The following is a 26,743-nucleotide window of genomic DNA, read 5'->3' as shown; positions in this document are numbered from 1 at the left end:
AATACCCCGGGGAGCGCGAGGGGCAGCGCCCCTCGCCTGTCGCGCCGCCAAAGGCGGTGCAATATCTCCTGACGAACGATACGTAACTCGAACGCCAAACCGTTTCAGGTCAGTGTTTTCATCACGTCGGCCACGTCATTTTTCGCGTCCGCCGCCGCCTTCTGTCGCACAGGACCATACCCGCGAATTTCATCCGGTGCTGCGAGAACACGCATGCAGGCATCTTGCGTCTCTGCGGACCACGCGCCGGCAACGCGAGGCAAGAGAGCTTCGTACCAAGTCAGTAGATCGCGATGCATCCGCGCCTCTTCATGATAGCCAAGGGGGTTCAACGCGGTTCCCCGCAGCCCTTTCATTCGCGCCAGCATTTTCAGCGCTGGCGTCATCCAGGCCCCGAATGCGTGTTTTGCCGGACGACCGCGTGCATCAGTCTTGCGGCTGAGCAGTGGCGGCGCAAAGTGATAGCTGACCTTGAAATCGCCTTCGAACTGCGCTTTCAGTTCATCGGCAAAACGGCCATCAGTCTGCAGGCGCGCGACCTCGAACTCATCCTTATAGGCCATAAGCTTGAAGAGCGAACGAGCCACCGCGCGCAGCGCATCTTCGGGCAAGGTGGCACGAAGAGTGTTCAGTTGATCACGATACCGCGTGGCATAAGCATCATCCTGATAGGCAACAAGGAATGCTGCGCGCTGTTCGATCATTGCGTCCAATGTTTCTTCTTCGGGCGTGGCGTCGTCAAGGTGGCGGGCAAGCTGTTCGGGTGATGCTGCCAAAACCCGGCCAAGTGCAAACGCCGTTCGGTTTTTTTCGATCTGAACCCCGTTGAGTAGGATGGCCTGCTGCAAACTGCCATCACTGACAGGGACCAACCCTTGTTGCCACGCATATCCTAGCATCATCACGTTGGCATAGACCGCATCGCCCAGCAGGCGTTCCGCCGCGCGATTGGCGTCGAACGTCGACAGGTTCGCAGCACCGATGGTGCGCGCGATCAACTCTTCGCGTTCGTCCGTGCGCAACGAGGCATCGCGGTGCAGCACCAGATCGCCGGTCGGCATTTCCGCCCTGTTCAAAACCATGCGGGTCTGCGGCCCGTAATGGAGCGAGGCCTTGGGTGCCGAACTCACCACTATATCGCAGCCAATGACAGCGTCCGCCGCACGTTCGTCGATCCGGACCTGATTGACCGCATCGGGCCGGTCCGCAAGCCGGATATAGGATAGAACCGTGCCGAATTTCTGCGCGAACCCAGTAAAGTCCAGCACCGATGATCCTCGCCCCTCCAGATGTGCCGCCATGGTGATCAGTGCCCCAACGGTCACGACGCCGGTGCCGCCAACACCTGTGACCAACAAGTCGAAGGGTTCCGTCAGCGATGGCAGCTTGGGCGCAGGCAGATTGTTGGTCAACGCCGGCAAGTCAAGATCGACCGCTTCGGGCTTGCGGCGCGTCGCGCCGGTGACAGTGACAAAGCTTGGGCAGAACCCATTGAGGCAGGAAAAGTCCTTGTTGCAGGAATTCAGGTTGATCTTGCGTTTGCGCCCCAGCGGCGTCTCGCGGGGTTCGACCGACAAACAGTTGGACTCGACCGAGCAATCGCCACAGCCTTCGCAAACCAGATCGTTGATCCATGCAAATTTCTGTGGATCCTCTAGCGTGCCGCGCTTACGGCGGCGACGTTTCTCGGTGGCGCAGGTCTGTTCATAGATAATGGTGGTGACGCCCGGGATGTCGTGCAGTTCTCGCTGCACGATATCCAGTTCGGCGCGGTCGTGAAATGACGTGCGGGCGGGAAAATCAGAGCGGTTGAACTTGTCGAGGTCATCGCTGACCAGCGCGATCCGTTCGACGCCTTCGGCGCGGCAGGTCTGCGCGATACCGGTGACAGAAACCGGCCCATCGACCGGCTGCCCGCCGGTCATGGCGACGGCATCATTGTAGAGGATTTTGTAGGTGATATTGGTCTTTGCAGCGACCGCCTGCCGAATGGCGAGGCTGCCGGAATGATACCACGTGCCTTCGCCGAGGTTCTGAAAGATGTGCTTGCCGCCATTGAACTTGCTTGCCGCGGTCCAGGGAACTCCTTCGCCGCCCATCTGGGCATAACCGACCGTGTCGCGATCCATCCAACTGGCCATGACATGACAGCCGATTCCGCTGGCTGCGGTGGACCCTTCAGGCACCTTGGTGCTGGTATTATGCGGGCAGCCCGAACAGAAATAGGGTGTCCGGGTGGCGCCCGGAACGTTCAGCAAAACAGGCGGTGTTTCGGTCAGCGCCTTGGCTTTGGCGGGCAGGTTCTCATCGGGAAAGAAACGATCCAGTCGGGCCGCCACGATGGGCGCGAGAATCTGGGGCGACAGCTCTCCAGTCCACGGGATCAACGGGTTCATCTGGCTGTCGTATTTGCCGACCATGCGCTCTGGCTTGGCACCGGGCCAGTCATAGAAATGCTCTTTGAACTGGCTTTCGATGATGCCGCGCTTTTCCTCGACAACCAGGACTTCCTGCTTGCCGGACACGAAATTCAGCGCATCGCGATGGGCGAGCGGCCAGACCATGCCGACCTTGTAGATATCAATCCCAAGTCGGCGGCAGGCGGATTCGTCCAGCCCCAACAGGCGCAGCGCCTCCATCAGGTCCAAATGTCCTTTGCCCGTGGACACAAAACCAAAACCGGCATCCTTGATGTCATAGATGGCGCGGTCGATCGGGTTGGCCTCGACAAACGCCTCTACGGCCTTCAGCTTGTGACCGATGCGGGTCTCGATCTCGGGGCTGGGCAGGTCGGATCGGCGCACATGCAGGCCACCCGGAGGGCCGGTAAATTCGGGTTGTACAAAGTCGCGGTCGGCCTTCAAGGCAACCGAGCGCGCGGATTCCACGGTTTCTGACACCGCTTTGAACCCGACCCATGTGCCGCTGAAACGCGAGAGCGCGATACCGTATTCGCCGTATTCAAGGTATTCTTCGACCGAGGCCGGGTTCAGCGTGGGCATGAACCAGGCCATGAAGGCCACGTCGGACTGGTGTGGCATTGACGAAGACACACAGCCATGATCATCGCCCGCGACGACCAGCACGCCACCCTTAGGGGCCGACCCATAGGCGTTGCCATGTTTCAACGCATCGCCTGACCGGTCCACACCCGGCCCTTTGCCGTACCACATGCAAAATACGCCCTCGACCTCGCAATGAGGATCGAGGCTGGCCTGCTGTGCGCCCAGTACTGCGGTGGCGCCGAGGTCTTCGTTGACCGCTGGCATGAAAGTGATCTTGGCCTCTTGCATCCGTTTCTTTGCGCGCCAGAGTTCGAGGTCCAGGGCTCCAAGCGGAGAGCCGCGATAACCGGAAATGAAGCCCGCAGTATTCCGACCCGCCGCTTTGTCGCGCCGCGCCTGATCCAGCATGATCCGCGCCAACGCCTGAGTGCCGGTCAGAAACACGCGCCCCTGCGTCAGCGCATAGCGATCATCAAGTTGGTAGGTGGTGAGATTCGGGTTTGGGTGGGTCACGGCAGCCTCCTGCGGTCTTTGACCTCGTACGTTACCGTATGTCGGGTGAAAAGTCCTGTCAGAGTGATGCGGCTTCCCTTGTGTTTTTGGTCGAATTATCCAGTAATTCTGGCTGAATCGAAAAACGGAACCAGTTTGATGCAAATAGATGACCGAGATCAGCGAATTCTAACGCTCTTGCAGAAGGATTGCCGGCTCTCAAATGCCGAGCTGGCGGATGCCGTTGGGATGTCGGCTTCGGCGCTTTGGCGGCGGGTGCGCAGCCTCGAAGACGCGGGTGTTATTGAACGATACGGCGCACAGGTGAACCCGGCGCGCATGGGGTTGGAGTTTCAGGCCATCTTGCATGTCCAGCTGACGCGACATGATCACGAGGGACCAGAGGCGTTCATTGCTGCCGTGCAGAACCGGGCGGAGGTGCAGGAATGCTATGCCACAACCGGGCAAAGCGATTATCATCTGCGGTTGCTCTGCCGCGATCTGACTGCGTTCAACCGGTTTCTCGAAGAGTTTCTGTTTCGACAACCGGCTGTGGCCAGCGCCCAGACCAACGTGGTGTTGCGGACGGTCAAACGGAGCGGGCCGGTGACGAGTGACTAGATATCGAGTGCGACGCCGCTTTTAACCGCATCCATCGACACAAAGGTGCGGAACTTGCGGACGTTTCCACTCTGAAAGAACATGCGGCGCGTAAACTCTTCGTAAGTGGCCATACTCTCGACAACGAGCACCAGAATGAAATCGGTGTCGCCGGTCACATAATAGCATTGCTGCACTTCCGGGGCATCGCGAAACCGGGTCTTGGCCGCATCGATATCGTCGGGCGTTTCGCTGACCAGTTCCACCTCGACAAAGATAGTCAGCGTCAACCCAACAGCCTCGGGGGTGATCCGGGCGACGTTGGCGGCGATCACGCCATCGGTCTCCATCCGCCGAATGCGGCGTTGCACGGAAGGCGCGGACAGATTGACGGACTGCCCGATCTCCCGCTGGGTCATCAGGTTGTTCTGTTGCAAGAGTCGCAAGATGGCGAGGTCAAAGGAATCAAGTGGGGTCATGGCGCGCGCATTGAGTGTCTTGTTTTGAGTTTCGGATGGATTGGCGGTATCGGTGAAACAAACTTGCACGATTAGGCCAAAAATCCAGCCCTTCTTTCGCGGTGGCTGCACTATATCTTCGGAAACACGGAGGAACGCCGAAAATGTATCTGAAGAATCAAATGCCTGCCCATCATATGCCGTTGGACCCGCGTGATGCCGAGACGCTGAGTGTCAAAGGCGCGGCTGATGTCGCTCGGGTGCTGGCCCTTCGCGACAACAACGCCGCCACGCCTTTGCATGCCCTGCCGGGGCTGGCCGCAGAACTGGGTCTGGGTGCGCTTCATGTGAAGGACGAAGGCTATCGGTTGGGGCTGGGCAGTTTCAAGGCGCTTGGCGGGGCCTATGCGTTGATGCGACTGGTTCAGGATGCAGCATCAGAGCAGCTTGAGCGCGATGTCGCCGCGGATGAGTTGATGTCAGAAGAAGTGCGCGGGGTGGCCGCCGGATTGACGTTCGCTTGCGCAACCGATGGCAATCATGGGCGGTCCGTTGCGCAGGGGGCGCAATTGATCGGGGCCAATGCGGTGATCTTTGTGCATGCCGGGGTCAGTGATGCACGGGTAGACGCGATTGCAAGCTTTGGAGCGCGAATGATCCGGGTGGATGGTAATTACGATGACTCAGTCACCGAAGCCTCGCGCGTCGCCGAGCAAGAAGGTTGGACCGTGCTGTCGGATATGTCGTGGTCGGGATACGAGCGGATTCCTGCGCTGGTGATGCAAGGCTACTCTGCGATTGTGCAAGAGGCGCTGGATCAGCTGGATGCGCCGCCAACGCATGTGTTTTTGCAGGCGGGCGTCGGTGGGTTCGCGGCTGCAATTGCCGGGCATATGGCCGTGGTGCTCGGGGAGGGCCGCCCGCATGTGATCGTTGTTGACCCACAGCGCGCCGCGTGCCTGTTTGAAAGTGCCAAGGCCGGGCGAGCCATCAAGGTCGAAGAGGGCCAGGCCACGGTCATGGCAATGCTGGAATGCTATGAGCCATCGTTGGTAGCGTTTCGCGTGCTCGAACGGGTCGCCGATGGGTTCATGACGGTTGACGAGGAGGATGCGATTGAAGTGATGAAACGGCTGGCTAACCCGGTTGCCTCGGACCCGCCGGTGGTATCGGGAGAAAGCGGTGGCGCAGGACTTGCCGGATTGATCGCGATGCGGCGGCAGCCAGACCTCGCCGAGACGATCGATCTCGGGCCTTTCGCGCGGGTGCTGGTCATCAATACCGAAGGTGCAACTGATCCAGAGCTGTATGAGCAACTTGTTGGGCGCAGTCCGCAAGATGTGTTGCGCGGGGCGATCGCATGAGTGCGGCGGCAGATATCAACAGGCGAATGGTCGAATGGCGGCGCGACTTGCACCGACACCCGGAATTCGGGTTCGAAGAAACCCGCACTGCCGCCTTTGTCGCCCGAACTCTTCGGGAACTCGGGGTGGAAGTCGCCGAAGGGATTGGTGGAACCGGCGTTGTTGGCACGCTGAAGCGAGGCACATCGAACCGCGCCATCGCCTTGCGCGCAGATATGGATGCCTTGCGCATTACCGAGAAAACAGGCGCTGAATGGGCGTCGCGGACCGAGGGACTCATGCATGCTTGTGGCCACGATGGACATACCGCCATGTTGTTGGGTGCGGCGCAGATGCTGGCCACCGAGGGCGGATTTGACGGCACCGTGCGCTTTCTGTTTCAGCCCGCAGAGGAGTGGGGCCGTGGAGCGCTGGCGATGCTTGACGATGGCTTGATGGAACGGTTCCCCTTTGACGAGGTCTATGGCTTGCACAATATGCCGGGCGTCCCTGTGGGGCATGTTCGGACTCGCGAAGGTGCGGTGATGTCAGCCGAAGACATTTTCGAGATTACTCTGACGGGGCAGGGCGGCCATGCCTCGCAACCCCATCTGCTGCGCGAGGTGATGGTGCCCGCCTGCGCATTGGTTCAGGATCTGCAGACCATCGTGGCGCGCCGCCTTAACCCGGCGGATACGGCGGTGGTCTCGGTGACCGAACTGTTGACCGACGGAACCCGCAATGCCTTGCCCGGAACCGCGCACATTCTGGGCGACGTGCGCAGCTTTTCCCCGCGCGTTTCCGAAACAGTCGAATCCGAGATGCGCCGCATTGTTGCAGGACGCGCGGCGATGCTCGGTCTGACAGCAAAGGTCTCCTATACACGGGAGTTTGTTCCCCTGATCAATGATGGCGACCTGACACGGGCGGCGGCAGATGCGGTGCGCGCGGTGTCAAAGGACGTGGCTGAACTTGGCGCACCGATCACGGCATCCGAGGATTTTGCGCGTTTTCAGGACCATGTGCCGGGCAGCTTTATCTTTATTGGCGCGGGCGAGGGATCAGCGCCCTTGCACAGTCCGGCCTATGATTTCAACGATGACAGCCTGATGCACGGCGCGCTCGTGCATTCGGCGATCGTGCGCAATCGCCTTGCGCCCAAGGCTTGAACTCGGGCAGGCTCGCCGCAATGCTTGGCAACACATTTTCCGAACAGGAGACCGGTCATGTCGCACCCGATGCTGACACAAGAGGACATCGAAACCTTTCAGCGCGACGGGGTCGTTTTGATCCGGGGGCTCTTTGCAGATCATGTGGAAACCCTTCGCGCAGGCGTCGCGGCCAACATGGCAGCGCCTGGGCCCTATGCATCGGAAAACCGCAAGGAGGGGCACACAGGGCTCTTCTTTGATGATTATTGCAATTGGACCCGGATACCCGAGTTTGCCGAGGTGATCCGTACCTCCGAGGCTGCAGCGGTGGCGGCGGACCTGATGGGGTCCGACAATGTGCAGGTGTTTCACGACCATGTTCTGGTGAAAGAGCCGGGAACCTCGATGGCGACGCCCTGGCATCAGGATGGGCCCTACTATTTTGTGCAGGGGCAGCAGACGGTCAGTTTCTGGTCGCCGCTGGATGAGGTCAGCGAAGCATCGCTGCGCTGTGTTGCGGGATCACACCGCTGGCCCAAGGATGTGTTGCCGACCCGCTGGGTGTCTGACGAAGGCTTCTTTGCCGACGAAGGGCAATACATGCCGGTCCCTGATCCGGAGGCCGAAGGGATGCGCATTGTCGAATACGCGATGCAGCCCGGCGATGCCGTTGCCTTTAACTATCGAACCCTGCATGGCGCGCGTGGCAACACCAGTAACGCAAGGCGGCGGGCGTTTTCACTGCGGCTGATCGGCGATGATGCGCGGTACACCGAACGGCCCGGCCCGACGTCGCCACCCTTTCCGGGGCATGACATGAGACCGGGGCAGAAATTGCGACAAGATTGGTTCCCGGTGATCTGGACCCGGCGAGACGCCGCGGAATGACGTTGCCCGCTTACCCGGCGTGCTCCGGCAACTGGTCTGCGAATGGATGACCTGAAACAAACACTGAGGGCGCTCTATACCGGTTCATCCCGGCGGGCGCAGATGTTCCGGTATTTTCTGATCGCCTTTGACGCGGTCACGATCCTGTTCTTTCTCGTTTCCGCGCCCATGCGGTTATCGCCGGCAATGGAGATGCTCAGCGCGCTTATCGGCATTCTGATCCTGATGGATTTTTCCGCACGTCTCTGGATTGCGCCAAACCGGCGTCACATGCTGCGCCAAGTCTATGCGATCGCCGATGTGATTGTGATAGCCAGTCTGCTTCTTGCGCCGTTCCTGCATGACGATCTTGCTTTCTTGCGAGTCCTGCGGGCGCTCAGATTGATCCAATCCTACCATTTGCTGCACGACCTGCGCCGGGTCAGTACGTTCTTTCGACGCAACGAGGATACGGTCATTGCGTTGATCAATCTGCTGGTCTTTGTGTTTTTCACCGCCTCTTTGGTTTTTGCGCTGTTCGGTCAGGAGGATGCTGGCTTTGCGGGCTACGTGGACGCGCTGTATTTCACAGTGACAACGCTGACGACGACCGGGTATGGCGACATTTTGCCAACAACCGTGACACAAAAGCTGCTGGCGGTGTTCATCATGGTGGTCGGTGTGGCGCTGTTCGTGCGGCTGGCGCAGGCATTGATCCAGCCGACCAAGGTCAGCTACAAATGTCCGACCTGTGGCTTACTCAAGCACGACACCGATGCTGTGCATTGCAAGCATTGCGGTGAGACCCTGAAAATCGAAACCACCGGTATGAGCTAGAACCACTGTCCGGGCTCCATCAATCCTAGGTCCATCAATTGACGGGACTGCCATTGAAACCGGGTGGAGTTGCGCCACTGAAAGCTGTTGATCGCAAAGGCCGAGCCCGGATTGCGCTTGAGGGCCTTGGCTGCGCGGAACGAACAGACTGAGGCGGTCAGATTGTGGTGCCAGGGGCAAGAGACGGTGTTGTACTCGGCGATGTTGAAGGTGTGATCCTGCAGCAGACGCAGGTCCTTTTGCGCGCGAAACAGCGATACTCTGTCGATCTTGCGGCTGCCCCAGTCGACGTGTTCCTCAAATCGCCAGCGCAACCCGCCAAAGAAATCCATCTGCCGGTCAAGCGGTTTTCCGGCGTTAGGCGTTTGGCGAGTCAACGCATAATAGCCGTGTTGATCCAGATAAGCCTCGTCTCGCGAAACCGCGTCTGGGTGGGCGTTCAGATCATCGGCATAGAGATCAACCACATAGGTCAGCATCGCATCGCGGCGTTCTTCGGTGTGAAATGCGAGCAACTCGCCCACGCTGCGTGATTCACAAAAAGGATAGAACAGATATTCGGCATTGTAGCAGTAGTAGAACCATGTTCCCGGAGCCGCTGCGGCAATCAGTTGGTTGATCGCGTCGAACACCATGCCGGGGCTGCTGCATTCAAAGTTGATGCGGTGCACTCTGGCTTCGATCTCGGACGGCACGGCAAAGGCATCGGGCATGAGGGCAAGAACCGAACGAAATCCTTGATCAAGGTGATGGGACAGCGTGCTGACAAGTTCGGTATCGTCTTCGGCAAAGATCAGCGCGACTGGTCCCCGGGTCAGGACATCTCTGTCACCGGCAACAAACGCATCTACAGAATTATACGGCATGTTGGTGATCCCGGTGCGACCTGCTGGCAGATTCGCGCAAAATCGGTTAAATCCGGGTGCATTGCAAGGCGACACCAAACGGTCTAGTGCAGGCCGCTGATCAAACCCCGAAAAGGCAACACGTATGACCGCCCCCAAGAAACTGTTCATCAAGACCTATGGCTGCCAGATGAACGTCTATGACAGCGAGCGCATGGCCGAAGCCCTGGGCGGGCAGGGGTATGTCGAAACCAAGTCGGCAGACGATGCCGATATGATCCTGCTGAACACCTGTCACATTCGGGAAAAAGCGGCGGAAAAAGTTTACTCCGAGTTGGGGCGGTTCAGGGGGCTGAAAGACGAAAATCCCGATCTTAAGATCGGGGTCGCCGGCTGTGTTGCGCAGGCCGAAGGCGAAGAGATCATGCGCCGTCAACCGCTGGTGGATTTGGTGGTTGGGCCGCAAAGCTATCACCGCTTGCCCGAGATGGAGGCCAAGACCCGCGCTGGAGAAAAGGCGCTGGATACGGATTTTCCCGAAGAGGACAAATTCGAAAAACTGAAGTCACGGCCCAAGGCGGCGCGTGGGCCAACCGCATTTCTGACGGTTCAGGAAGGTTGCGACAAATTCTGCGCCTTTTGCGTGGTGCCTTACACACGCGGGGTCGAGGTGAGCCGTCCGGCGGATCGCATCCTCACCGAGGCGCGCGATCTGGTGGAGCGGGGCGTGCGGGAAATCACATTGCTTGGCCAGAACGTCAACGCATACCACGGCGCGGGAGCTGACGGGGATCTGACGCTGGCACAGCTGATCTGGGAGCTGGACAAGATCGACGGGCTTGCGCGCATACGCTTTACGACCTCGCACCCCAACGACATGGCCGATGATCTGATCGACGCGCATGGAACCTGCACCAAGCTGATGCCCTATCTGCATCTGCCGGTACAATCCGGCAGCGATCACATTCTCAAACGGATGAATCGCAGCCACACCGCCGACAGCTATCTGCGCCTGATCGAACGTATCCGTAAGGCTCGTCCCGACATCCTGTTGTCGGGCGATTTTATCGTCGGCTTTCCAGAAGAAAGTGATGCGGACTTTCAGGCTACGCTCGATCTGGCGGAAGAGGTTGGATATGGCCAAGCCTATTCCTTCAAATATTCAACCCGCCCTGGCACGCCTGCTGCAGAGCGGCCACAAGTGGATGAGAATGTGAAATCGGAGCGTTTGCAGCGCCTTCAGACGCTGATCACCCGCCAGCAACGTGACGTTCAGGACAGCATGGTGGGCAAGAACGTCAACGTGCTGTTTGAGAAACCCGGTCGGCGAGAGGGGCAGATGGGCGGCAAGTCCGAGTATCTGCACGCGGTCCATGTTGCGAACGCCAACGTGAATGTAGGTGAAATCCGCAAGGTGCGGATAACCGACTCAGGCACCAATTCACTAGGTGGTGTGCTGGTCTGAGAGGGTCGCGGAAAACCCTATTTTTGCCTAGATCGACCGCGGCGCGCCATTCGCATGTTACATTTGCATGAAAATCACGCACTATCGCTTGCATGGGCGCACGGAACTTGTCACGTTTGAAGAAAATTGCCAGAGCGGCAAACGAGGAGAGCTGATTGGCCACAAGCGCCCTGACCCCGCCATCGACCGATACGACACCTCCCGAGGTGTTGATCGAATTCCCAGACAATCGTCTATTGATTGACCTCTGCGGGGAACATGACCGCAATCTCGTCGATATCGAAGCCAAAACAGGCGTGCAGATCGTACGCCGAGGCAATCAGCTTTCGATTCTTGGGGATGCGGACAGCCAGAAACAAGCGTCAGATGTGCTGAATTCACTATATGGTCGGCTCGAGAGCGGCCGCGAGGTGGAAACCGGCGATATCGACCGCGAATTGCGCATGGGCGGTTCCGACAAGGGCACCGGCACCCGCGATGGCGACCAGCTCGAGATGTTTCGGGGCGGCAAGGTCGAGATCAAGACCCGTAAAAAGCTGGTCGAGCCACGCACAGATGCGCAAAAAGCCTATGTTCAGTCGCTGTTCGAGAACGAGCTGGCCTTTGGAATCGGCCCGGCCGGCACCGGTAAGACCTATCTCGCAGTTGCGGTTGGTGTATCGATGTTCATTGGCGGTCAGGTCGACAAGATCATCCTGTCGCGTCCGGCGGTCGAGGCGGGCGAAAAGCTGGGCTATCTGCCGGGCGATATGAAGGACAAGGTCGATCCCTACATGCAGCCGCTCTATGACGCGCTGAACGACTTTCTGCCGGGCAAGCAGTTGGCCAAGTTGATCGAGGACAAGCGGATCGAGATCGCACCGCTGGCCTTCATGCGCGGTCGGACGCTGGCCAATGCGTTCGTGGTTCTTGATGAGGCGCAGAATGCGACAGCGATGCAGATGAAGATGTTCCTGACTCGCCTTGGCGAAGGCAGCCGGATGGTCATCACCGGTGACCGCAGTCAGGTGGATTTGCCGCGCGGAGTCCCGTCAGGGCTTGCGGATGCAGAGCGGTTGCTGACGGCGATTCCCAAGATCAGCTTTAACTACTTCACCTCCAAGGATGTGGTACGGCACCCGCTGGTTGCCGCGATCATCGAGGCTTACGAGGCGGACGTCTGAGCTCGCAGTTTTCGGTCGCCGGTTTCGCGGGCTAGGACCGCCCCCTGTGCTGAGCGCCCGCTGAGAAAAGAGTCTGCCATCTTGCACGATGCGATCAGTCGGACTGGCTCTCTTAGGAGCACAGAGCGACTTGGATCCGCCTACGCCGGGTAGAGAACTAAACAGGCTCTCGACGCGCCGGGCCTTTCTCAGCAGGAACATAATGAAAATCTGATTTTGACTTGAGTATTTGACGTTGTCTCGCAACAACGACACAAGTCCGGCACTGGATGACGATGAAATGATGTTATCCAGTTTGTCTTCAGGGAGGGACCAGATGAAGAATGTAGTTCTTGGCGCAATATCCGCAATTGCGTTTGGCGTGACCGGCGCGCTTGCCGACGATTACCCCAGCAAGGAAATTCAAGGGATCATTCAGTGGGGCGCGGGCGGTTCGACGGACGCTGTGATGCGTTCGGTCACACCGCACGCGGAAGAGGCGTTGGGCGGCACGGTTGTCATGCAGAACATGACCGGAGCAGTCGGCGCTATCGCGTTGAACCACGTCGCCGACAGTGCGGCTGACGGCTATACGCTGATGATGGGCGCGGAAAACCCGATGCTCTACAAGGTCATGGGACTTGGCGACAAGGACTATGGCGACTTTATCCCGATCAGCATTCTGGCGCGTGGCACACCGATTCTGGTTGCCAACAAGGATGCGCCCTTTGATGACTATGCGGGCATGATGGAACACATCCGGGCGAACCCCGGTTCAATACGTTTTGGGGCGACCGGACCGGGTGGCCTGCCATCGGTGATCACCGCAATGATCAACAGTGTCGAAGGCAAGTTGGACGTGATTGCCGTTCCTTATGACGGCGATGGCCCGGCGCTGACCGCGCTGCAGGGCGGCGCAATCGACGTGATGCCTGCCGTTCTGGGCGTCGCTATCGAAGGTATCCGCGCGGGCAACATGAAGTCTCTGGCGGTTTTTGACACGTCGACGATTGAGAAACTGCCTGACGTTGCAGCAGTGACTTCGTTCAACGAAGCGTACAACACCTATCTGCCATGGGGCCCGTTCTTTGGCGTGTTCGTTCCCAAAGGAACGCCGGATGACGTGGTCGCCAAATTGTCTGCGGCCTATGCCGAGGGCGTGAAGAATCCCGAATTCGTTGACCTGATGGAGGGCCGAGGCTTTACCCTGATGGGCATTTCCGGTGAAGAGGCAAGCGCCTTTCTGAGCAAATGGCAGCAAGGCACCGCATGGTTGATGCAGGACGCCGGTCTGACCAAAGCGTCACCGGAAGAGTTCGGCATCGCGCGCCCCGGCGAGTAACACCTGATTGGCGACGGCAAACGTTGCCCCAAAAGGTGAACGCCGCGTTTTCGGAAGAGACGCGGCGTTCTCAATTCCACGGGCAACGATAGACGGGTAAGGTAGGATACCATGAATAGGACGGAATCGGACCACCCTGAAGGCGAGTCCGCCGCCAATCCCGACGGCGAGGATGAACACCGCCGCCCCGGAGAATTGGCGTTTGCAGTTTTCTTGCTGATCGCAAGCTGTGGCTTGCTGTGGAGCGCATACGGCATAGCCGGGTTCGAGGCGCTGTCGTCACCCGGCGCCATCCCGATGGCCACGACTGCGGTGATGGTTGTGACCTGCCTGATCGTCGTTGTGCGCACCGCGAGGCTGACGCAAGCACAGAATGAATCGCTGCGGCGCGATATCCTGCCTCTGACAGTTGTGTTGTTCGTGCTTCTGCTGGTGATCTATGGCGTTTTGATGAAGCCGCTTGGTTTTCTGCCGACCTCTGCATTGTTCCTGGTGATCGCGATCAAGGTTCTGGCGAAAAGAAGCTGGGCGTGGACCATTATGATCTCGCTTTGCAGTCTCTTGCTGATCTGGCTCGTCTTCCGGATCGTGTTTTCCGTTCTTATGCCGTCGGGCATTGTGCCTGAGGCGGAGTTCATTCAGATCTTTCGCGATTTGTTCAGCCGGGGGGCAGAACACTGACCGGTCTCATGGATTTTCTAACCGTCCTGACACACCCGCAGTTGTTGATGCTGGTGGGGCTTGGCACCTTTGCTGGCATCTATGTCGGTGCGATTCCCGGTCTGTCGGTGACGATGGCTGTGTCGATCCTGATCTCGTTTACGTTTTCCTGGGATGTATATCCGGCGATTTCGCTGATGATCGGGATCTATATGGGCGGCGTCTATGGCGGGTCGCGCACCGCGATCCTCTTGAACATTCCGGGTGCGCCATCGGCGATCGCCACGGCGCTTGATGGCTATCCGATGGCCAAGCGTGGCGAGGCGGGGACCGCGATTGGCGTTACCACTGTCATGTCATTCTTTGGCGGGTTCATCGGAATTGCGGTGCTCGCGCTTGCCGCTCCGCTGGTCTCGGATTTTGCCCTCAGATTTCAGTCGCGCGATTACATGTTGCTGGCGGTGCTGGGCATTCTGCTTGTCGGCTCTCTTTCAACCGGAAGTCTGGTCAAAGGTATCTTTGCCGGTGCTTTGGGAATTGCCATCGGGGCCGTGGGCCGCGACCCGCTGACCTTTACCGAGCGATTCACCTTTGACTTTCAACTGATGGAAGGCGGGATTTCCTTTATCGCCGTAATGATCGGCATGTTTGGCGTGTCCGAGGCGTTGACGCAGCTGCAACATGTCAACAAGGATGCCGTCCGGCAAAAGATAGGCCGGATCGTGCCATCGTTCGCGACGGTCAGAAAATACCTGCCGTTGTCGTTACAGACATCTTCTATCGGCGTGATCATCGGCGCGTTGCCCGGCACAGGCGGTGATATTGCCGCCTTGATGGCCTATGACCATGCGAAACGCGTAACAAAGAACCCCGATTGCCCCTTTGGAACCGGTGCCATGGAAGGGCTTGTTGCGCCTGAAACCGCCAACAACGCTGCGGTTGGTGGAGCCTTTATCCCGATGATGACCCTTGGCATTCCGGGTGACGCGGTCACGGCGATCATGATCGGCGCGCTGTTTATCCACGGGCTGAATCCCGGCCCGATGCTGATGATCGACCAGCCTGACATATTCTGGTTCATCGTGGGGGCGTTGGTCGCCGCCAATTGCTTCATGCTGCTTTTTGGTCTGACTGGCATCAAACTTTTCACCAAGATCGTCGAGATGCCGCGGTCCGTGCTGATACCGCTGATACTCCTCTTGTCCATCGTCGGGGCCTACGCGGTGAACAATTCGATCTCGGATGTATACTGGATGCTGGGATTTGGGGTCTTTGGTTACTTCATGCGCCACTACGGCTATCCGCTGGGGCCGGTCATTCTGGGCGTGATCCTGTCGCGGCTTCTGGATGACAACTGGCGACGCGCGATCATTTCAGAGCGCGAGGATCTGGGCCGCTTCTTTGAAGGTATCGTAACAAGCCCATTGTCGCTGGTGCTGTTAATTTCGGTGATCCTGATCTTTGTGTCGCAAACGCCGATATGGCGATGGGCCAAGGCCCGCGTCTTTGGCAAGAAAGAGAAGCTTTGACCAAGACCCTCAAACTTGGGCTTATTGGCGACCATATCGAAAGGTCGCGGTCACCGCTTCTGCATCGGCTGGCCGGAAAGCAGCACGGGATAGATGTTCAGTACGATCAGCTTATTCCCCGGGACCTCGGTCAAGATTTCATTCGGGTCTTCGATGCGTGCCGAACTGGTGGCTATGCCGGGATCAACATCACCTATCCCTACAAGGAAAGGGTGTTAGCTTTGATTGCGCAGAACGATCCGATGGCGGCAGCGATGGGCGCGGTGAATACTGTCGTCTTTGGAGAGCAGGGACCGCGTGGGCATAACACGGATTATCTGGGCTTTGTCGCAGCCTATCGCCGTGTGATGGGAAACGCACCCACTGGGCCGGTACTGATGATCGGAGCCGGCGGGGTTGGCCGGGCCATTGCCTTTGGTCTCGTTCAACTGGGCGCGCGAGAACTGCGTCTGGCTGACCATGAGACTTCCAAGGCCGAAGCGCTGGCCAAAGCTCTTTTGGCCTATGCACCAGACGTTTCGGTTAGGGTCTGGCCGTCTACGGAACGCGCAGCCAATGGGGTGGATGGCGTGATCAACTGTACGCCGGTGGGAATGGCCGGACACGATGGCACGCCGCTTTCACGCGACGCCATGGCAGGTGCGAAATGGGCGTTTGACGCGGTCTATACGCCGGTGGACACGCTATTCCTCAAGAACGCGGCGGCCGAGGGAATGGCGATACTCTCCGGGTGGGAACTGTTTTTTTATCAAGGCACTCACGCCTGGAGGCTGTTTTCCGGGCTGGATTTGGACGAAGTCGCGTTGCGACACGATCTTTTGATGCCCGAAGATGCCGGTTAACCACCGCATTCACGATGGGCTTGGAATGAGGCTTGCTGCCTCTCGGACCGAATAATCCCGTCAAGTGCCCTATTTTTACCGGACATCTTTCATTGCGGCACTGAATGCATCGGCTAACGCGCGGACGCGCCGGGGCTGTGCGCGACCGGGTGGAAACATCATCTGGAGCGGATTGGGCGGGGCAGCGTAATCTTCGAGAAGGGCGATCAGCCGTCCGGATTTAAGGTCATCTGCGACATCGTTCTCTGCTTTCAGGACTATTCCGTGCCCTTCCAACGCCCATTGCCGGACGAGGGAGCCATCGTTCACGATCTTGTCGCCACGAACGGTGACAGTGTGCGGTTTCTTTTCGGGGCCAAAGTGCCAGACATTGTCGAGGTTTGCACCAAACCGCATGAGTAGGCAGTTGTGCTGCGTCAGCTCGCTGGGCGTCAGCGGTGCGCCCTTGACGTCAATATATGAAGGCGCGGCACAGACGATCCGGCGGAACTGCCCCAGACTTCGGGTCCGAAGCGTGCTGTCAGTGACTTTGCCAAAACGCAGGGCGAGGTCAAAGCCCTGACCGACCATATCGACATAGCCATCCGACAGAAATAATTCGATCGATATTGCCGGATGCTGCCTGGTGAAGCATGAAATCACCTTTGAAACGAAATTGCGGCCAAGGTCGATCGGGGCGCTGACGCGGATCGGCCCGGACAACGTTTCTGCCCCAAGCCGAATACGGGTTTCAAGATCATCGATTTCCGCAAGAACGACTTTGGCACCGCTAAGCAGGGTGCGCCCTTCATCCGTCAGGCTCAGCGATCGTGTCGTGCGGTTGAACAGGACTACACCGTAATGCGACTCGAGCGCGGCAAGCCGCTCCGACACCGTGGTAGCAGAGCGTCCGATTTCCCGTCCTGCTGCCACAAGGCTGCCCTTTTCCGCGATTGTCAGGAACAGGCGGATATTGTCGACCAGCATTATACGTATTTTCCGGATTATCAATTCGAATTGTGGCTGTTTATTCGCATTCATCGCGTTTGTATATCGCGTTCAACACACCTGCCACTCAATGGAACGATCCAATGTCAAAGCTAGTTGCCACCTTTAATCCCGAGCAAATGTCTCTGCTTGTCGAATCTGGCGGACGTGTTGTGGTTCTGAACCAGAACTCTCAGGACCCGTCGCCCCATGACCTTTCAGGCATCCGGAACAGTGGTTCTGCGATGATGGCGATCGATCTGGCGGGGTGGTTCGGTCGTGCGCCAAGGCTGGCCTGACCGGCCCATCGAACAAAACCACCAATTTTTCCCCGTTCAGGGGCAACCGGGCAAATTGCCCATGCAAATCTCAAGGACAAAGACCATGACCATCCATATCACCGACTTCGCAAAGAAACGTCACACCGCCAAGGCGTATACCCCACGCCGAATCTCTGATGATGACATGGCGCAGGTACGTGATCTTCTGCGCTTCAGCCCTTCATCCACCAACCTTCAGCCCTGGCATTTCGTGATCGCCGAAACCGAAGAAGGCAAGGCGCGGGTGGCCAAGGCTGCTGCCGAGAAATTCCCGTTCAACGTTGCCGCGATCCAGAACGCGTCGCATGTCATCGTTTTTGCGAGTCGGATCGAGGCAGATGAGGCATATCTGCTGAAAGTGCTCGAGCAGGAAGAGACCGACGGCCGGTTTGCGGGTAATCCTGATGAATTCAAGCCAGCCATGCACAACGGCCGATCGATGTTTGTCGACATCCACAAAAGCCAGATTGGCGATGCGCCAAGCTGGTTGGCGCACCAAGTCTATCTGAACTTGGGTCAATTCCTTCTGGGTGTCGCTACACTCGGGATCGATGCAACGCCGATGGAAGGTGTGGATACCGACGTTCTCGACGCCGAATTCGGTCTTCGGGACAAAGGGTATACCAGTCTCTTCGTGGTGCCGATTGGCTATGCCGATGCGCAGGCCGATTACAACGGTGCGCTGCCAAAGTCCCGCCTGACCGAGGCCGAAATCATCACCAGCGTGTAAGGCTGTACGGCCTGCCAGACACTGACCCTTGTGGCGCAGCGCCAGGTTCAGAAAGCGCGAAAGCCAATCCAAAAATGGAGACCCCAATGAAAGCTATCGGTTATACCATCAACGGCGCGATTGATCGCCCCGACGCCTTGAAAAACATCGAGATCGAAAAGCCAAAGGCAACCGGGCATGACATTCTCGTCAAGGTCGAGGCTGTCTCGGTGAACCCCGTAGACGTCAAGATCCGTGCGAGCCGGGCTCCCGAAGGCGATACGCCAGTGGTTCTGGGTTGGGACGCCGTCGGAGAAGTCGTTGAAACCGGTGACAAGGTCAGCCGGTTCAAGACGGGCGGCAAGGTCTGGTATGCGGGTGCGATCAATCGTCCCGGCACCAATTCCGAATTTCATCTGGTTGATGCGCGTATCGTCGGGCATGCGCCAAAGTCGATCGAAACGGCTGCCGCTGCCGCCTTGCCGCTGACAACACTGACAGCGCAGGAGATGATCTTTGACCGTTTGAAAGTCACAGAACCCGTGCCCGGTGCCGCAAATGCCATCGTGATCATCGGCGGAGCGGGCGGCGTCGGCTCTATCGCGATCCAGCTTTTACGCGCACAGACCGACCTGACCATCATCGCAACTGCATCGCGTCCTGAAACGCAGGACTGGGTAAGGGAACTGGGCGCTCACCACGTTGTTGATCATTTTAAACCGCTGCCTGAGCAGATTGCGGCCTTGGCGATTGGCGCGCCGGCCTTTGTCTTTTCGACCAACCATTCCGAGAGCTACGTTGGGCAGATTGCCGAGTTTATCGCTCCGCAGGGACGTTTTGGCCTGATCGACGATCCCGTCGGCTTTGACATCATGCCGTTCAAGGGCAAAGCGGTATCCATCCACTGGGAACTTATGTTCACGCGGTCCTTGTTCGCGACCGAAGATATCGCCCGCCAGGGTGAAATTCTGGACACTGTTGCGGGCCTGATCGACGCGGGAAAAGTGCGGTCAACCGTGACCGAGACCTTTGGCACTATCAATGCCGAGAACCTCAAGCGTGCCCATGCGTTGATCGAAAGCGGCAAGGCCAGGGGAAAGATTGTGCTGGAAGGCTTCTGATCTCATGCATCGCAACCTCGGGCGCCTCTTGGGTTGCGATGCTGACCGCCCCTAGGGAAGGTTCTTAAAGAAGGGTAGGTCGCACAAGATCCTGTGATGTCGACCTGCCTTTGAACCGATACGGCCATTGCGACACACCATTCATCAGCCGGTCGTATTCGCCATCCGGATCACCATAGGATACGGGCATCAGCACGATGTTATGGGGTGAAAACGCAATCGCCCGCTGCGCAATCGACGCCTCATAATAGGGTGATACGCGAAGCAGGGTATTAGGGCCAACTTTTAACATGGGATGTCCCTCTTCCGATGTGCATCTGGGTGAGTGTTTGACTGGCGGTGTCCTACTATCCACCGGGCGCGCATCTATGCGCGGTCGCGGGATGCGCGGATTGCCACTCGATTGCGGAAAAGACCATTGAAATGCTCGCTCAATTCCATCGGGAGCGGCAAATCCGAATTGCCGGTTGATTACCTGTTAGTGCGCTTTGTTCCGATCGGAGCGAAAATTTGGTGCGGCGTTGAAGATCATGCACGGATCCCAAATTGGCCCGGATTCAGAAGGTGCGATCACAGTTTTCATAAAGCACCGCGCATGAATCAATACGGTTTCCGGCTTGCGGTTCCGGCGGCAGGCGGTCACGTTCGGGCCAAAGCCAAGAGGATGCCATGACTCAGATTATTACAGCACTCAGCGATGTCTCAGACCGCTACAAAGCCATGTTCGTGGACCTGTGGGGCTGTGTTCACGATGGTGTACAGGCACTCCCCGATGCGGTGGCAGCGCTGCAGGCCTATCGCCAGTCCGGCGGTACGGTTGTGTTGGTTACCAATTCGCCCAAACCGCGCGCCGGGGTGCGCGACCAACTTGGCATCTTTGGCGTGCCAGATGATGCTTGGGACAGCATTGCCTCGTCCGGCGACAGCGCGCGGTCAGCGATGTATCGCGGCATCGTCGGCAACAAGGTCTGGTTCATGGGCGAGGAAGAGCGTGATGCGGGCTTTTTCGAACCGATCCGGGTGGTAGAAGACCCGGTAGAGATCACCCGTGTGCCGCTGGATGAGGCCGAAGGTATCGTCTGTTGCGGTCCGTTCGATGCGACCGCCGACCCATCGGTGAACCGGCCAGAGTTTCTCTATGCCAAGCAAAAGGGGCTGAAACTGCTTTGTGCTAACCCGGATATCGTGGTGGATCGCGGAGAGGTTCGCGAATGGTGTGCCGGAGCTTTGGCACAGCTCTACACCGAGATGGGCGGTGAGAGCCTGTATTTCGGCAAACCGCATCCACCGATCTATGATCTCGCCCGCCGGCGGTTGGCCGAACTGGGCAAGATGGTGCCTGATTCGCAGATTCTGGCCATCGGTGATGGTATCGGCACCGACATCGCCGGTGCCATGGGTGAAAATCTTGATTCGCTGTTCATCACCGGAGGGCTGGCCGCACGAGAAACCAGAACCAGCGAGCAACCGGACCCGGGCGCGCTGGAGCAGTATTTGGGTGATCAGCAGATGTCACCGAGCTATGCGATCGGGTTTCTGCGATAGGACGCATGTCTCGCCCGCTGCGGCGGACATTCTCGTAAGGATCCCAACGGCCCAGTCGCAGTCGTATCAGTGTCATTTCGTCAAAGCTGTTCATGATATGCACCCTTGTTGCAAACAACGTTGGGTCATCATCGCCGATGGCTCCTGACACATGCTGTCAGGTGAGGGTGATATAGTGGCAGCAGGTTACCAGAGGAAATCGAGTTACCATGCCCCGTTCCAGTCGGCTTTTTGAAATCATACAAATCCTGCGCACCGCAGAGAGGCCAGTTACCGCAGCTGAGCTGTCTGACGCACTCGAAGTGTCGGTCCGCACGATCTATCGCGATATTGTGGCGTTGCAGGGGATGCGCACGCCAATCGAGGGCGAAGCGGGCATGGGGTATCTCATGCGCAAAGGTTACGATCTTCCACCATTGAACTTTGACACGGATGAGGTCGAAGCCTTGCGCGTCGCCTTTGCGATGCTGGCCCGCACCGGTGACAGTGCCTTGCAACGAGCGGCACAAAGGGTGTGTGGCAAGATCGACGCGCTTCATGGCCCTGCAGACTGGCTCGAAATCGTACCTTGGGGGGCACCTTCGGACGACAGCGCGCCGGATTGCGTTTCAAAGGCTACGCTGCGCAGTGCGATCCGCGAAGAGGCCAAGCTGGAGTTGCTCTATCGTGACGAACAGGACGTCGAGACCCGCCGTGTCGTCAGGCCGCTTGTGCTGATCTATCACCTGAACTGTGTGATGCTGGCGGCCTGGTGCGAAGCGCGAGCCTCGTTTCGGCATTTCCGGGCAGACCGGATATGGGAATGCACCCTGACCGGTACCAACTTCAAAGGCGAAGGCGAGGTTCTGCGCAGGATCTGGCGCGAGCAATACGAAGCCGAGGAGTCGAGTGTCGGGGCAACGGGTACGGGATAGAGGCGTCCTGATGCGCAAAAACGCAGCGAATCACTTGATTTTCTGCGACTGCAAAGTAATAAAGTTGCGAAAGGCCGTTTTCTTAGGAAGTAAAATTACCGCGCCGATGACGAATGAGGACACCATGTTGGACAATTTGCCTCGCGGCACGATCTGTATCGAAGATATCGAGATGGGCATGTCGCGCCACCTGCGTAAGACTGTGACCGACGAAGATATCGAGATGTTCGCACAGATATCGACCGATCGGAATCCTGTGCATCTGGATGATGATTATGCGCGTGACACCATCTTTGAAGGGCGCATCGCGCACGGTATGCTGACCGCCGGGCTAATTTCCGCGGTGATCGGCGAGCAGCTTCCGGGGCATGGTACGGTTTATATGGGCCAGTCGCTGAAATTTCTTGCGCCGGTCCGTCCGGGTGACACGGTTTATGCCGAGGTCAAAGTCGTTGATATCGATGTGGGCAAGCGCCGGGTGAAACTGGATTGTCACTGCGCTGTGGATGGCAAGAAGGTGTTGATCGGCGAAGCGATGGTGCTCGCGCCCAGTCGCAAGTTCGACTAGGCCACCGGCGCACTTGCGCGCAGGCGCGTTGGCGGCTACGCAACGCAAATGCGGATCGTGCGAGACTATCAGTTTGTCCAGTCAGCAGATCGCGGCGCTAGCGTCGCGATTGGCAATTTTGACGGCGTCCATCTGGGCCACCAGACAGTGATCGACATTGCCCGACGGGCGGCCCCGGATGCGCCTTTGGGTGTTTTGACGTTTGAACCACATCCCCGAGAGTTTTTTGCCCCTGATGCACCGCCATTTCGCCTGATGGGGCGCGAGGCGCGCACGAGTCGCCTTGCAAAGCTGGGTGTTGAGCGGCTGTACGAGCTGGCCTTTAACGCCTCGCTGGCCGCGCTCAGCCCCGAGGCGTTTTCGCGCAATGTGATTCGCGACGGATTTGGCCTGGAACACGTGGTTGTCGGAGAAGATTTCTGCTTTGGCCAGGGTCGTGCGGGTACGGCTGCGGACCTCGTGCGTCATGGCGCCGAAATGGGGTTTGGCGTGACCATCGCGCCGCTGCTTGAAAACGCGGATCGGACAGTGTCGTCCACGGCGATTCGAACCGCACTCAGCGAAGGGCGCCCACGTGATGCGGCGGCGATGCTGGGACACTGGCATCGGATCGAAGGCGAAGTGATCACCGGCGAGCAACGGGGCAGGGAGCTTGGCTTTCCCACGGCCAACATGTCGATCGCCGGTATTCACCCGCCTGCCTTTGGGGTCTATGCGGTGCTGGTTGATGTGGTCGATGGCCCACATGCTGGGAGCTATCATGGTGTTGCGTCGCTGGGTGTGCGGCCGATGTTTGGCAAGAACCAGCCAAACCTTGAAACCTTCCTGTTTGATTTTACCGGCGATCTTTATGGCGCAACCCTGTCCGTTGGACTGGTCGACTATCTGCGCCCGGAGCAGAAATTCGATGGGCTGGACGATCTTGTCGCGCAGATGCGGTCCGATTGCATCCGCGCACGTGACATTCTGGCGGCCACATGAACGATCCGATTGATCGCGCCGGCCTGACGCCCCGATTCTGGGAACGCAAGCCGCTGCGCAAGCTGAACCAGCAGGAATGGGAGGCGCTGTGTGACGGTTGTGGCAAGTGCTGCCTGAACAAGCTTGAAGACGAGGAAACCGGCGAGGTGGCTCTGACCCGTGTGGCCTGTCGGTTGCTGGATGACGCCTCTTGCCGCTGTGCGCAATACGATATTCGGCACCAATTTGTGCCGGAATGTATCGTGCTGAAACCCGATAACCTCGACAGCCACGCCTATTGGATGCCGCAAACCTGCGCCTACCGGCTGCTTTGGGAAGGCAAACCACTGTACGACTGGCACCCGCTGATCTCGGGCACCGCGCAGTCTGTGCATGACGCGGGTGTATCGGTTCAGGGCTGGACAGTACCGGAATTCGAGGTGCCCGAGGACGATTGGGAAGACCATATCATCGAGGAGCCGATCTGATGTTCTTTGCTTCTGACAATTCTGGCCCGGTTCACCCACAGGTGCTTGCCGCGCTGAGCGAGGCCAACGACGGTTTTACAATGGGGTACGGGGCTGACCCGCTGACGCTTCAGGTGCAGGAGCGCATTCGCGATGTCTTTGAAGCGCCGGACGCGGCAGTTTATCTGGTGGCGACCGGAACGGCGGCAAATGCGTTGGCGCTGGCGACCCTGTGCGAGCCGTTTGAGACCGTATTCTGCTCGCCTGTGGCGCATATCCATGAGGACGAGTGCAACGCACCAGAATTTTTCACAGGCGGTGCCAAGCTGACGCTGGTACCGGGTGGCGACAAGATGACGCCCGAGGCGCTGGGCGCAACCATTGCCAAGGAAAACACCCGTGGCGTGCATGGGCCACAACGCGGTCCGGTGTCGATCACGCAGGTGACCGAGCGGGGTTCGATCTATTCGCTGGACGAGTTGCAGGGCCTGACGTCCGTTGCTCGCGATTATGATTTGCCAGTGCATCTGGACGGTGCGCGCTTTGCCAATGCGCTGGTGCGGCTTGAGTGTTCACCTGCCGAGATGTCCTGGCGGGCAGGAGTGGATGCGCTTTCGTTCGGAGGCACCAAAAACGGATTGCTTGGTGTCGAGGCGGTGATTTTCTTTGACCCAGACAAGGCATGGGAGTTCGAACTGCGGCGCAAGCGGGGCGGGCATCTGTTTTCCAAAGGTCGCTATCTGGCGGCACAGATGGCGGCCTATCTGACCGACGATCTGTGGCTGACCTCGGCCCGCGCGGCGAACGCGGCCTGCGATCGGTTGGCGGCCGGTCTGCGTGCCGCTGGGGCGCAGTTTGCGCATGAACCCGACGCCAACATGATCTTTGCTTCCGTGCCGCGTGCCACGCACAAGCGGTTGCACGACGCAGGCGCGGTGTATCACCTGTGGGATGGGTCGCTGGACGGAGAGGATTCTGATGAGATGCTCACTGCGCGGCTGGTCTGTGACTGGTCGATCAGCAACACACAGATCGACCAGTTCTTGGATGTGTTAAACGGCTAACGATCAGTTTCGTCGGCAACGCTCGCAAAGTGCTCGCGCAGAAGGGTTGCCGTTTCGCCTGGATTTGTAATCGGCAACATATGCCCAGCCCCCTCGACGACTTTGGACTGCGCCTGCGGTATCCGCCGGGCGAGACCCTCATTTACCACAGTGATGAGGTCCTGTGTGCGGCTTCCCCGCAACAACAGCACCGGCATTTTCAACGATTGCAGAACGCCGGGTCGCAGCAGGCCGGGCCGGTCCGCGTAGATCGCCGAGTTGCTTGCCGGGAGGATATGGATGCCACGGATCATCGCCGCACGGGATTCTTCGCGCAGATCAGGCCAGCGTGTCCCGCCATCCCCCCAATCCCTGTTGAACAGGCGCGCTGCGAGGGCAGCGTCGCCGGCCTCTAGCGCTTCGAATACCGGGCGCATGGCCTCTGACTGCCGCGGCGCGAGTTCGGGGGCATCCTGCGCCGCGACGGCAAAGAACACCGGTTCGATCAAGGTCAGGGTTCGCACCAGACCGGGATGTTTAACAGCAAGACGGAGGGCGAGCATGGCGCCAAACGAATGACCGACCACATCCATGGGGCTGTCCAACAGATTTGAAACGGCCCGCGTCATTAGGTCTGGAAAGTCTCCCTGACCATCCCAATCGGGGCTGCGCCCATGTGAAAACATGTCAGGCGCAACAAAGGTCGCTTCGTTCTCCATCAACGCGGCGACACCCCGCCACGCACCGGAGTGCGCTATGGTGCAATGCAGGGCCAGAACCTGTCGCGCGCCATGCCCAAAACTTCGGCTGAACAGCGTGTCCGGATCAGTGGTGGTGACAGTCACGTGGGATTGGCCGACAGATACGCGTCGAGATCGTCGAGCCTGTCCTGCCCCCAGAACCGTTCGCCATCCGCCGTCACATAGAAAGGTGCCCCGAACACGCCCTTTTCGACCGCTTCTTCAAGGTTGGCGGCATAGGTTTCCGCCCCTTGCAGCAATCCACTGTCGGCAAGGGCGGGATCAAACCCTGCACTGCTAAGGCAGTCACGGACCACGTCATCTTGGGCGATATCCTTTTCCTCGACCCAGCATGCGCGCAGAAACGAGCGCACCAAAGCACCCAAATTTCCGCCGCCTGCCGCCTGAGCGGCGATGATTGCGTATGAGGAGGGCGCCATATTGGTCGGGAAATGTGCTGGCTTGAGGTTAAACGGCATGTTCAACCGCTTTGCCCGCCGCAGCAGATCCTGGCTTCGATATTCCATGCGCGAAGGGTGCCGGTCCTTTGGTGCGACTCCGCCGGTTCGGCCAAACAGGGCCATCAGGTCCAGTGGTTTGTAGGTGATAGATGCGCCATGTTTTGCCGCCAACTGTTCAAGCTGATCATCGGCCAGATAGGTGAATGGCGATATTGTCGCAAAGTAGTAATCAATGTTGGTCATCTTCTGAATTCTCTCCGGCTATTTCTTTGCGGGACGGTAAGGCCATGCTAAGCGGTGTCAACATTACGAATCTGTCACAATTGCCCTACGCACCGGGAACCCCTGCAT

27 protein-coding genes are annotated in these 26,743 nt (G+C 58.5%); 20 read left to right on the top strand and 7 right to left on the bottom strand.

The genetic code is table 11. The features are described from left to right. Window positions 1-104 precede the first annotated feature (104 nt). Window positions 105-3,518 carry an indolepyruvate ferredoxin oxidoreductase family protein gene (locus ABJO75_RS03280; protein ID WP_348131017.1) on the bottom strand — a complete coding sequence of 1,138 codons (3,414 nt, stop codon included), beginning with the start codon at window positions 3,516-3,518 and terminating at the stop codon, window positions 105-107. Window positions 3,519-3,656: 138 nt separating this feature from the next. Between ABJO75_RS03280 and ABJO75_RS03275 the strand changes: the two genes are divergently transcribed. Continuing rightward, entirely contained in the window at window positions 3,657-4,118 is a 462-nt protein-coding gene (locus tag ABJO75_RS03275; RefSeq protein WP_348131014.1) for an Lrp/AsnC family transcriptional regulator, read from the top strand. Here ABJO75_RS03275 and ABJO75_RS03270 read toward each other — a convergent pair. Beyond that, window positions 4,115-4,576: an Lrp/AsnC family transcriptional regulator gene (locus ABJO75_RS03270; RefSeq protein WP_348131011.1), complete on the bottom strand. Its 462-nt coding sequence runs from the start codon at window positions 4,574-4,576 to the stop codon at window positions 4,115-4,117. The two genes, ABJO75_RS03275 and ABJO75_RS03270, sit on opposite strands and share 4 nt — an antisense overlap. A gap of 143 nt (window positions 4,577-4,719) precedes the next feature. Between ABJO75_RS03270 and ABJO75_RS03265 the strand changes: the two genes are divergently transcribed. The 4 genes from ABJO75_RS03265 to ABJO75_RS03250 are packed head-to-tail and all read left to right on the top strand — an operon-like array spanning window position 4,720 to window position 8,753. Further along, window positions 4,720-5,919, top strand: a complete 1,200-nt coding sequence (locus ABJO75_RS03265) for a diaminopropionate ammonia-lyase (protein ID WP_348131009.1) — start codon at window positions 4,720-4,722, stop codon at window positions 5,917-5,919. Then, on the top strand, window positions 5,916-7,067 hold the full coding sequence (locus ABJO75_RS03260) for an amidohydrolase (RefSeq protein WP_348131006.1): 1,152 nt from the start codon (window positions 5,916-5,918) through the stop codon (window positions 7,065-7,067). Before ABJO75_RS03265 ends, ABJO75_RS03260 begins: the two co-directional genes overlap by 4 nt. Window positions 7,068-7,124: 57 nt before the next feature. Continuing rightward, a complete protein-coding gene (locus tag ABJO75_RS03255; RefSeq protein WP_348131003.1) occupies window positions 7,125-7,937 on the top strand; it encodes a phytanoyl-CoA dioxygenase family protein in 813 nt (270 codons plus the stop codon). Window positions 7,938-7,979: 42 nt separating this feature from the next. Beyond that, entirely contained in the window at window positions 7,980-8,753 is a 774-nt protein-coding gene (locus tag ABJO75_RS03250; RefSeq protein ID WP_348131000.1) for an ion transporter, read from the top strand. Here ABJO75_RS03250 and ABJO75_RS03245 read toward each other — a convergent pair. Continuing rightward, entirely contained in the window at window positions 8,750-9,619 is an 870-nt protein-coding gene (locus tag ABJO75_RS03245) for a hypothetical protein (protein WP_348130997.1), read from the bottom strand. The genes ABJO75_RS03250 and ABJO75_RS03245 overlap by 4 nt on opposite strands. A gap of 124 nt (window positions 9,620-9,743) precedes the next feature. Between ABJO75_RS03245 and miaB the strand changes: the two genes are divergently transcribed. The 6 genes from miaB (at window position 9,744) to ABJO75_RS03215 (ending at window position 16,578) form a co-directional block, all read left to right on the top strand. After that, window positions 9,744-11,063 carry a tRNA (N6-isopentenyl adenosine(37)-C2)-methylthiotransferase MiaB gene (gene miaB, locus ABJO75_RS03240; RefSeq protein ID WP_348130994.1) on the top strand — a complete coding sequence of 440 codons (1,320 nt, stop codon included), beginning with the start codon at window positions 9,744-9,746 and terminating at the stop codon, window positions 11,061-11,063. Between the two features lie 155 nt (window positions 11,064-11,218). Continuing rightward, window positions 11,219-12,226, top strand: a complete 1,008-nt coding sequence (locus ABJO75_RS03235) for a PhoH family protein (protein ID WP_348130991.1) — start codon at window positions 11,219-11,221, stop codon at window positions 12,224-12,226. 316 nt (window positions 12,227-12,542) lie between these two features. Further along, entirely contained in the window at window positions 12,543-13,547 is a 1,005-nt protein-coding gene (locus tag ABJO75_RS03230; protein ID WP_348130988.1) for a tripartite tricarboxylate transporter substrate binding protein, read from the top strand. 111 nt (window positions 13,548-13,658) lie between these two features. Continuing rightward, a complete protein-coding gene (locus ABJO75_RS03225) occupies window positions 13,659-14,228 on the top strand; it encodes a tripartite tricarboxylate transporter TctB family protein (RefSeq protein ID WP_348130985.1) in 570 nt (189 codons plus the stop codon). A gap of 8 nt (window positions 14,229-14,236) precedes the next feature. Next, on the top strand, window positions 14,237-15,736 hold the full coding sequence (locus ABJO75_RS03220) for a tripartite tricarboxylate transporter permease (protein ID WP_348130983.1): 1,500 nt from the start codon (window positions 14,237-14,239) through the stop codon (window positions 15,734-15,736). Next, window positions 15,733-16,578 (top strand): shikimate dehydrogenase, encoded by an 846-nt coding sequence (locus ABJO75_RS03215; RefSeq protein ID WP_348130980.1) that lies wholly within the window; start codon window positions 15,733-15,735, stop codon window positions 16,576-16,578. Before ABJO75_RS03220 ends, ABJO75_RS03215 begins: the two co-directional genes overlap by 4 nt. A 75-nt stretch (window positions 16,579-16,653) precedes the next feature. Here the strand turns inward: ABJO75_RS03215 and ABJO75_RS03210 are convergent, their stop codons facing one another. After that, on the bottom strand, window positions 16,654-17,544 hold the full coding sequence (locus ABJO75_RS03210; RefSeq protein ID WP_348130977.1) for a LysR family transcriptional regulator: 891 nt from the start codon (window positions 17,542-17,544) through the stop codon (window positions 16,654-16,656). A gap of 104 nt (window positions 17,545-17,648) precedes the next feature. On the opposite strand from ABJO75_RS03210, the gene ABJO75_RS03205 reads away from it, so the two are divergent. From ABJO75_RS03205 to ABJO75_RS03195, 3 genes are all read left to right on the top strand, one after another. Further along, the gene (locus ABJO75_RS03205; RefSeq protein ID WP_348130976.1) at window positions 17,649-17,843 is read left to right on the top strand and encodes a hypothetical protein; all 195 of its coding nucleotides are present in this window, start codon (window positions 17,649-17,651) and stop codon (window positions 17,841-17,843) included. A gap of 85 nt (window positions 17,844-17,928) precedes the next feature. Continuing rightward, a complete protein-coding gene (nfsB, locus tag ABJO75_RS03200; protein WP_348130973.1) occupies window positions 17,929-18,594 on the top strand; it encodes an oxygen-insensitive NAD(P)H nitroreductase in 666 nt (221 codons plus the stop codon). Window positions 18,595-18,680: 86 nt separating this feature from the next. Then, window positions 18,681-19,694 (top strand): zinc-binding alcohol dehydrogenase family protein, encoded by a 1,014-nt coding sequence (locus ABJO75_RS03195; RefSeq protein ID WP_348130970.1) that lies wholly within the window; start codon window positions 18,681-18,683, stop codon window positions 19,692-19,694. Window positions 19,695-19,758: 64 nt separating this feature from the next. On the opposite strand, the gene ABJO75_RS03190 is transcribed toward ABJO75_RS03195, so the two are convergent. Further along, window positions 19,759-19,986 carry a hypothetical protein gene (locus ABJO75_RS03190; RefSeq protein WP_348130968.1) on the bottom strand — a complete coding sequence of 76 codons (228 nt, stop codon included), beginning with the start codon at window positions 19,984-19,986 and terminating at the stop codon, window positions 19,759-19,761. Between the two features lie 377 nt (window positions 19,987-20,363). On the opposite strand from ABJO75_RS03190, the gene ABJO75_RS03185 reads away from it, so the two are divergent. The 6 genes from ABJO75_RS03185 to ABJO75_RS03160 all read left to right on the top strand — a co-directional run bounded on the left by ABJO75_RS03185 (window position 20,364) and on the right by ABJO75_RS03160 (window position 25,212). Then, on the top strand, window positions 20,364-21,239 hold the full coding sequence (locus ABJO75_RS03185) for a TIGR01459 family HAD-type hydrolase (protein WP_348130965.1): 876 nt from the start codon (window positions 20,364-20,366) through the stop codon (window positions 21,237-21,239). A 209-nt stretch (window positions 21,240-21,448) separates the two neighbouring features. Next, the gene (locus ABJO75_RS03180; protein WP_348130964.1) at window positions 21,449-22,153 is read left to right on the top strand and encodes a YafY family protein; all 705 of its coding nucleotides are present in this window, start codon (window positions 21,449-21,451) and stop codon (window positions 22,151-22,153) included. 124 nt (window positions 22,154-22,277) lie between these two features. Continuing rightward, the gene (locus tag ABJO75_RS03175) at window positions 22,278-22,721 is read left to right on the top strand and encodes a MaoC family dehydratase (protein WP_348130961.1); all 444 of its coding nucleotides are present in this window, start codon (window positions 22,278-22,280) and stop codon (window positions 22,719-22,721) included. A gap of 48 nt (window positions 22,722-22,769) precedes the next feature. Further along, window positions 22,770-23,702 carry a bifunctional riboflavin kinase/FAD synthetase gene (locus tag ABJO75_RS03170; protein ID WP_348130958.1) on the top strand — a complete coding sequence of 311 codons (933 nt, stop codon included), beginning with the start codon at window positions 22,770-22,772 and terminating at the stop codon, window positions 23,700-23,702. After that, window positions 23,699-24,169: a YcgN family cysteine cluster protein gene (locus ABJO75_RS03165; RefSeq protein ID WP_348130956.1), complete on the top strand. Its 471-nt coding sequence runs from the start codon at window positions 23,699-23,701 to the stop codon at window positions 24,167-24,169. The genes ABJO75_RS03170 and ABJO75_RS03165 overlap by 4 nt, the downstream gene beginning before the upstream one ends. After that, window positions 24,169-25,212 carry a beta-eliminating lyase-related protein gene (locus ABJO75_RS03160; RefSeq protein WP_348130953.1) on the top strand — a complete coding sequence of 348 codons (1,044 nt, stop codon included), beginning with the start codon at window positions 24,169-24,171 and terminating at the stop codon, window positions 25,210-25,212. Before ABJO75_RS03165 ends, ABJO75_RS03160 begins: the two co-directional genes overlap by 1 nt. Here the strand turns inward: ABJO75_RS03160 and ABJO75_RS03155 are convergent. Together ABJO75_RS03155 and ABJO75_RS03150 are read right to left on the bottom strand one after the other, a co-directional pair. Then, entirely contained in the window at window positions 25,209-26,036 is an 828-nt protein-coding gene (locus ABJO75_RS03155) for an alpha/beta hydrolase (protein WP_348130950.1), read from the bottom strand. The genes ABJO75_RS03160 and ABJO75_RS03155 overlap by 4 nt on opposite strands. After that, window positions 26,033-26,635 (bottom strand): 2-hydroxychromene-2-carboxylate isomerase, encoded by a 603-nt coding sequence (locus ABJO75_RS03150; RefSeq protein WP_348130948.1) that lies wholly within the window; start codon window positions 26,633-26,635, stop codon window positions 26,033-26,035. Before ABJO75_RS03150 ends, ABJO75_RS03155 begins: the two co-directional genes overlap by 4 nt. Between the last annotated feature and the right edge of the window lie 108 nt (window positions 26,636-26,743).

It is taken from the genome of Sedimentitalea sp. (genome assembly GCF_039973035.1).
GTDB lineage: Bacteria > Pseudomonadota > Alphaproteobacteria > Rhodobacterales > Rhodobacteraceae > Sedimentitalea.
The sequence above is the reverse complement of the archived record's forward strand: the minus strand, read 5'-3'. Positions and strand labels throughout refer to the sequence as shown.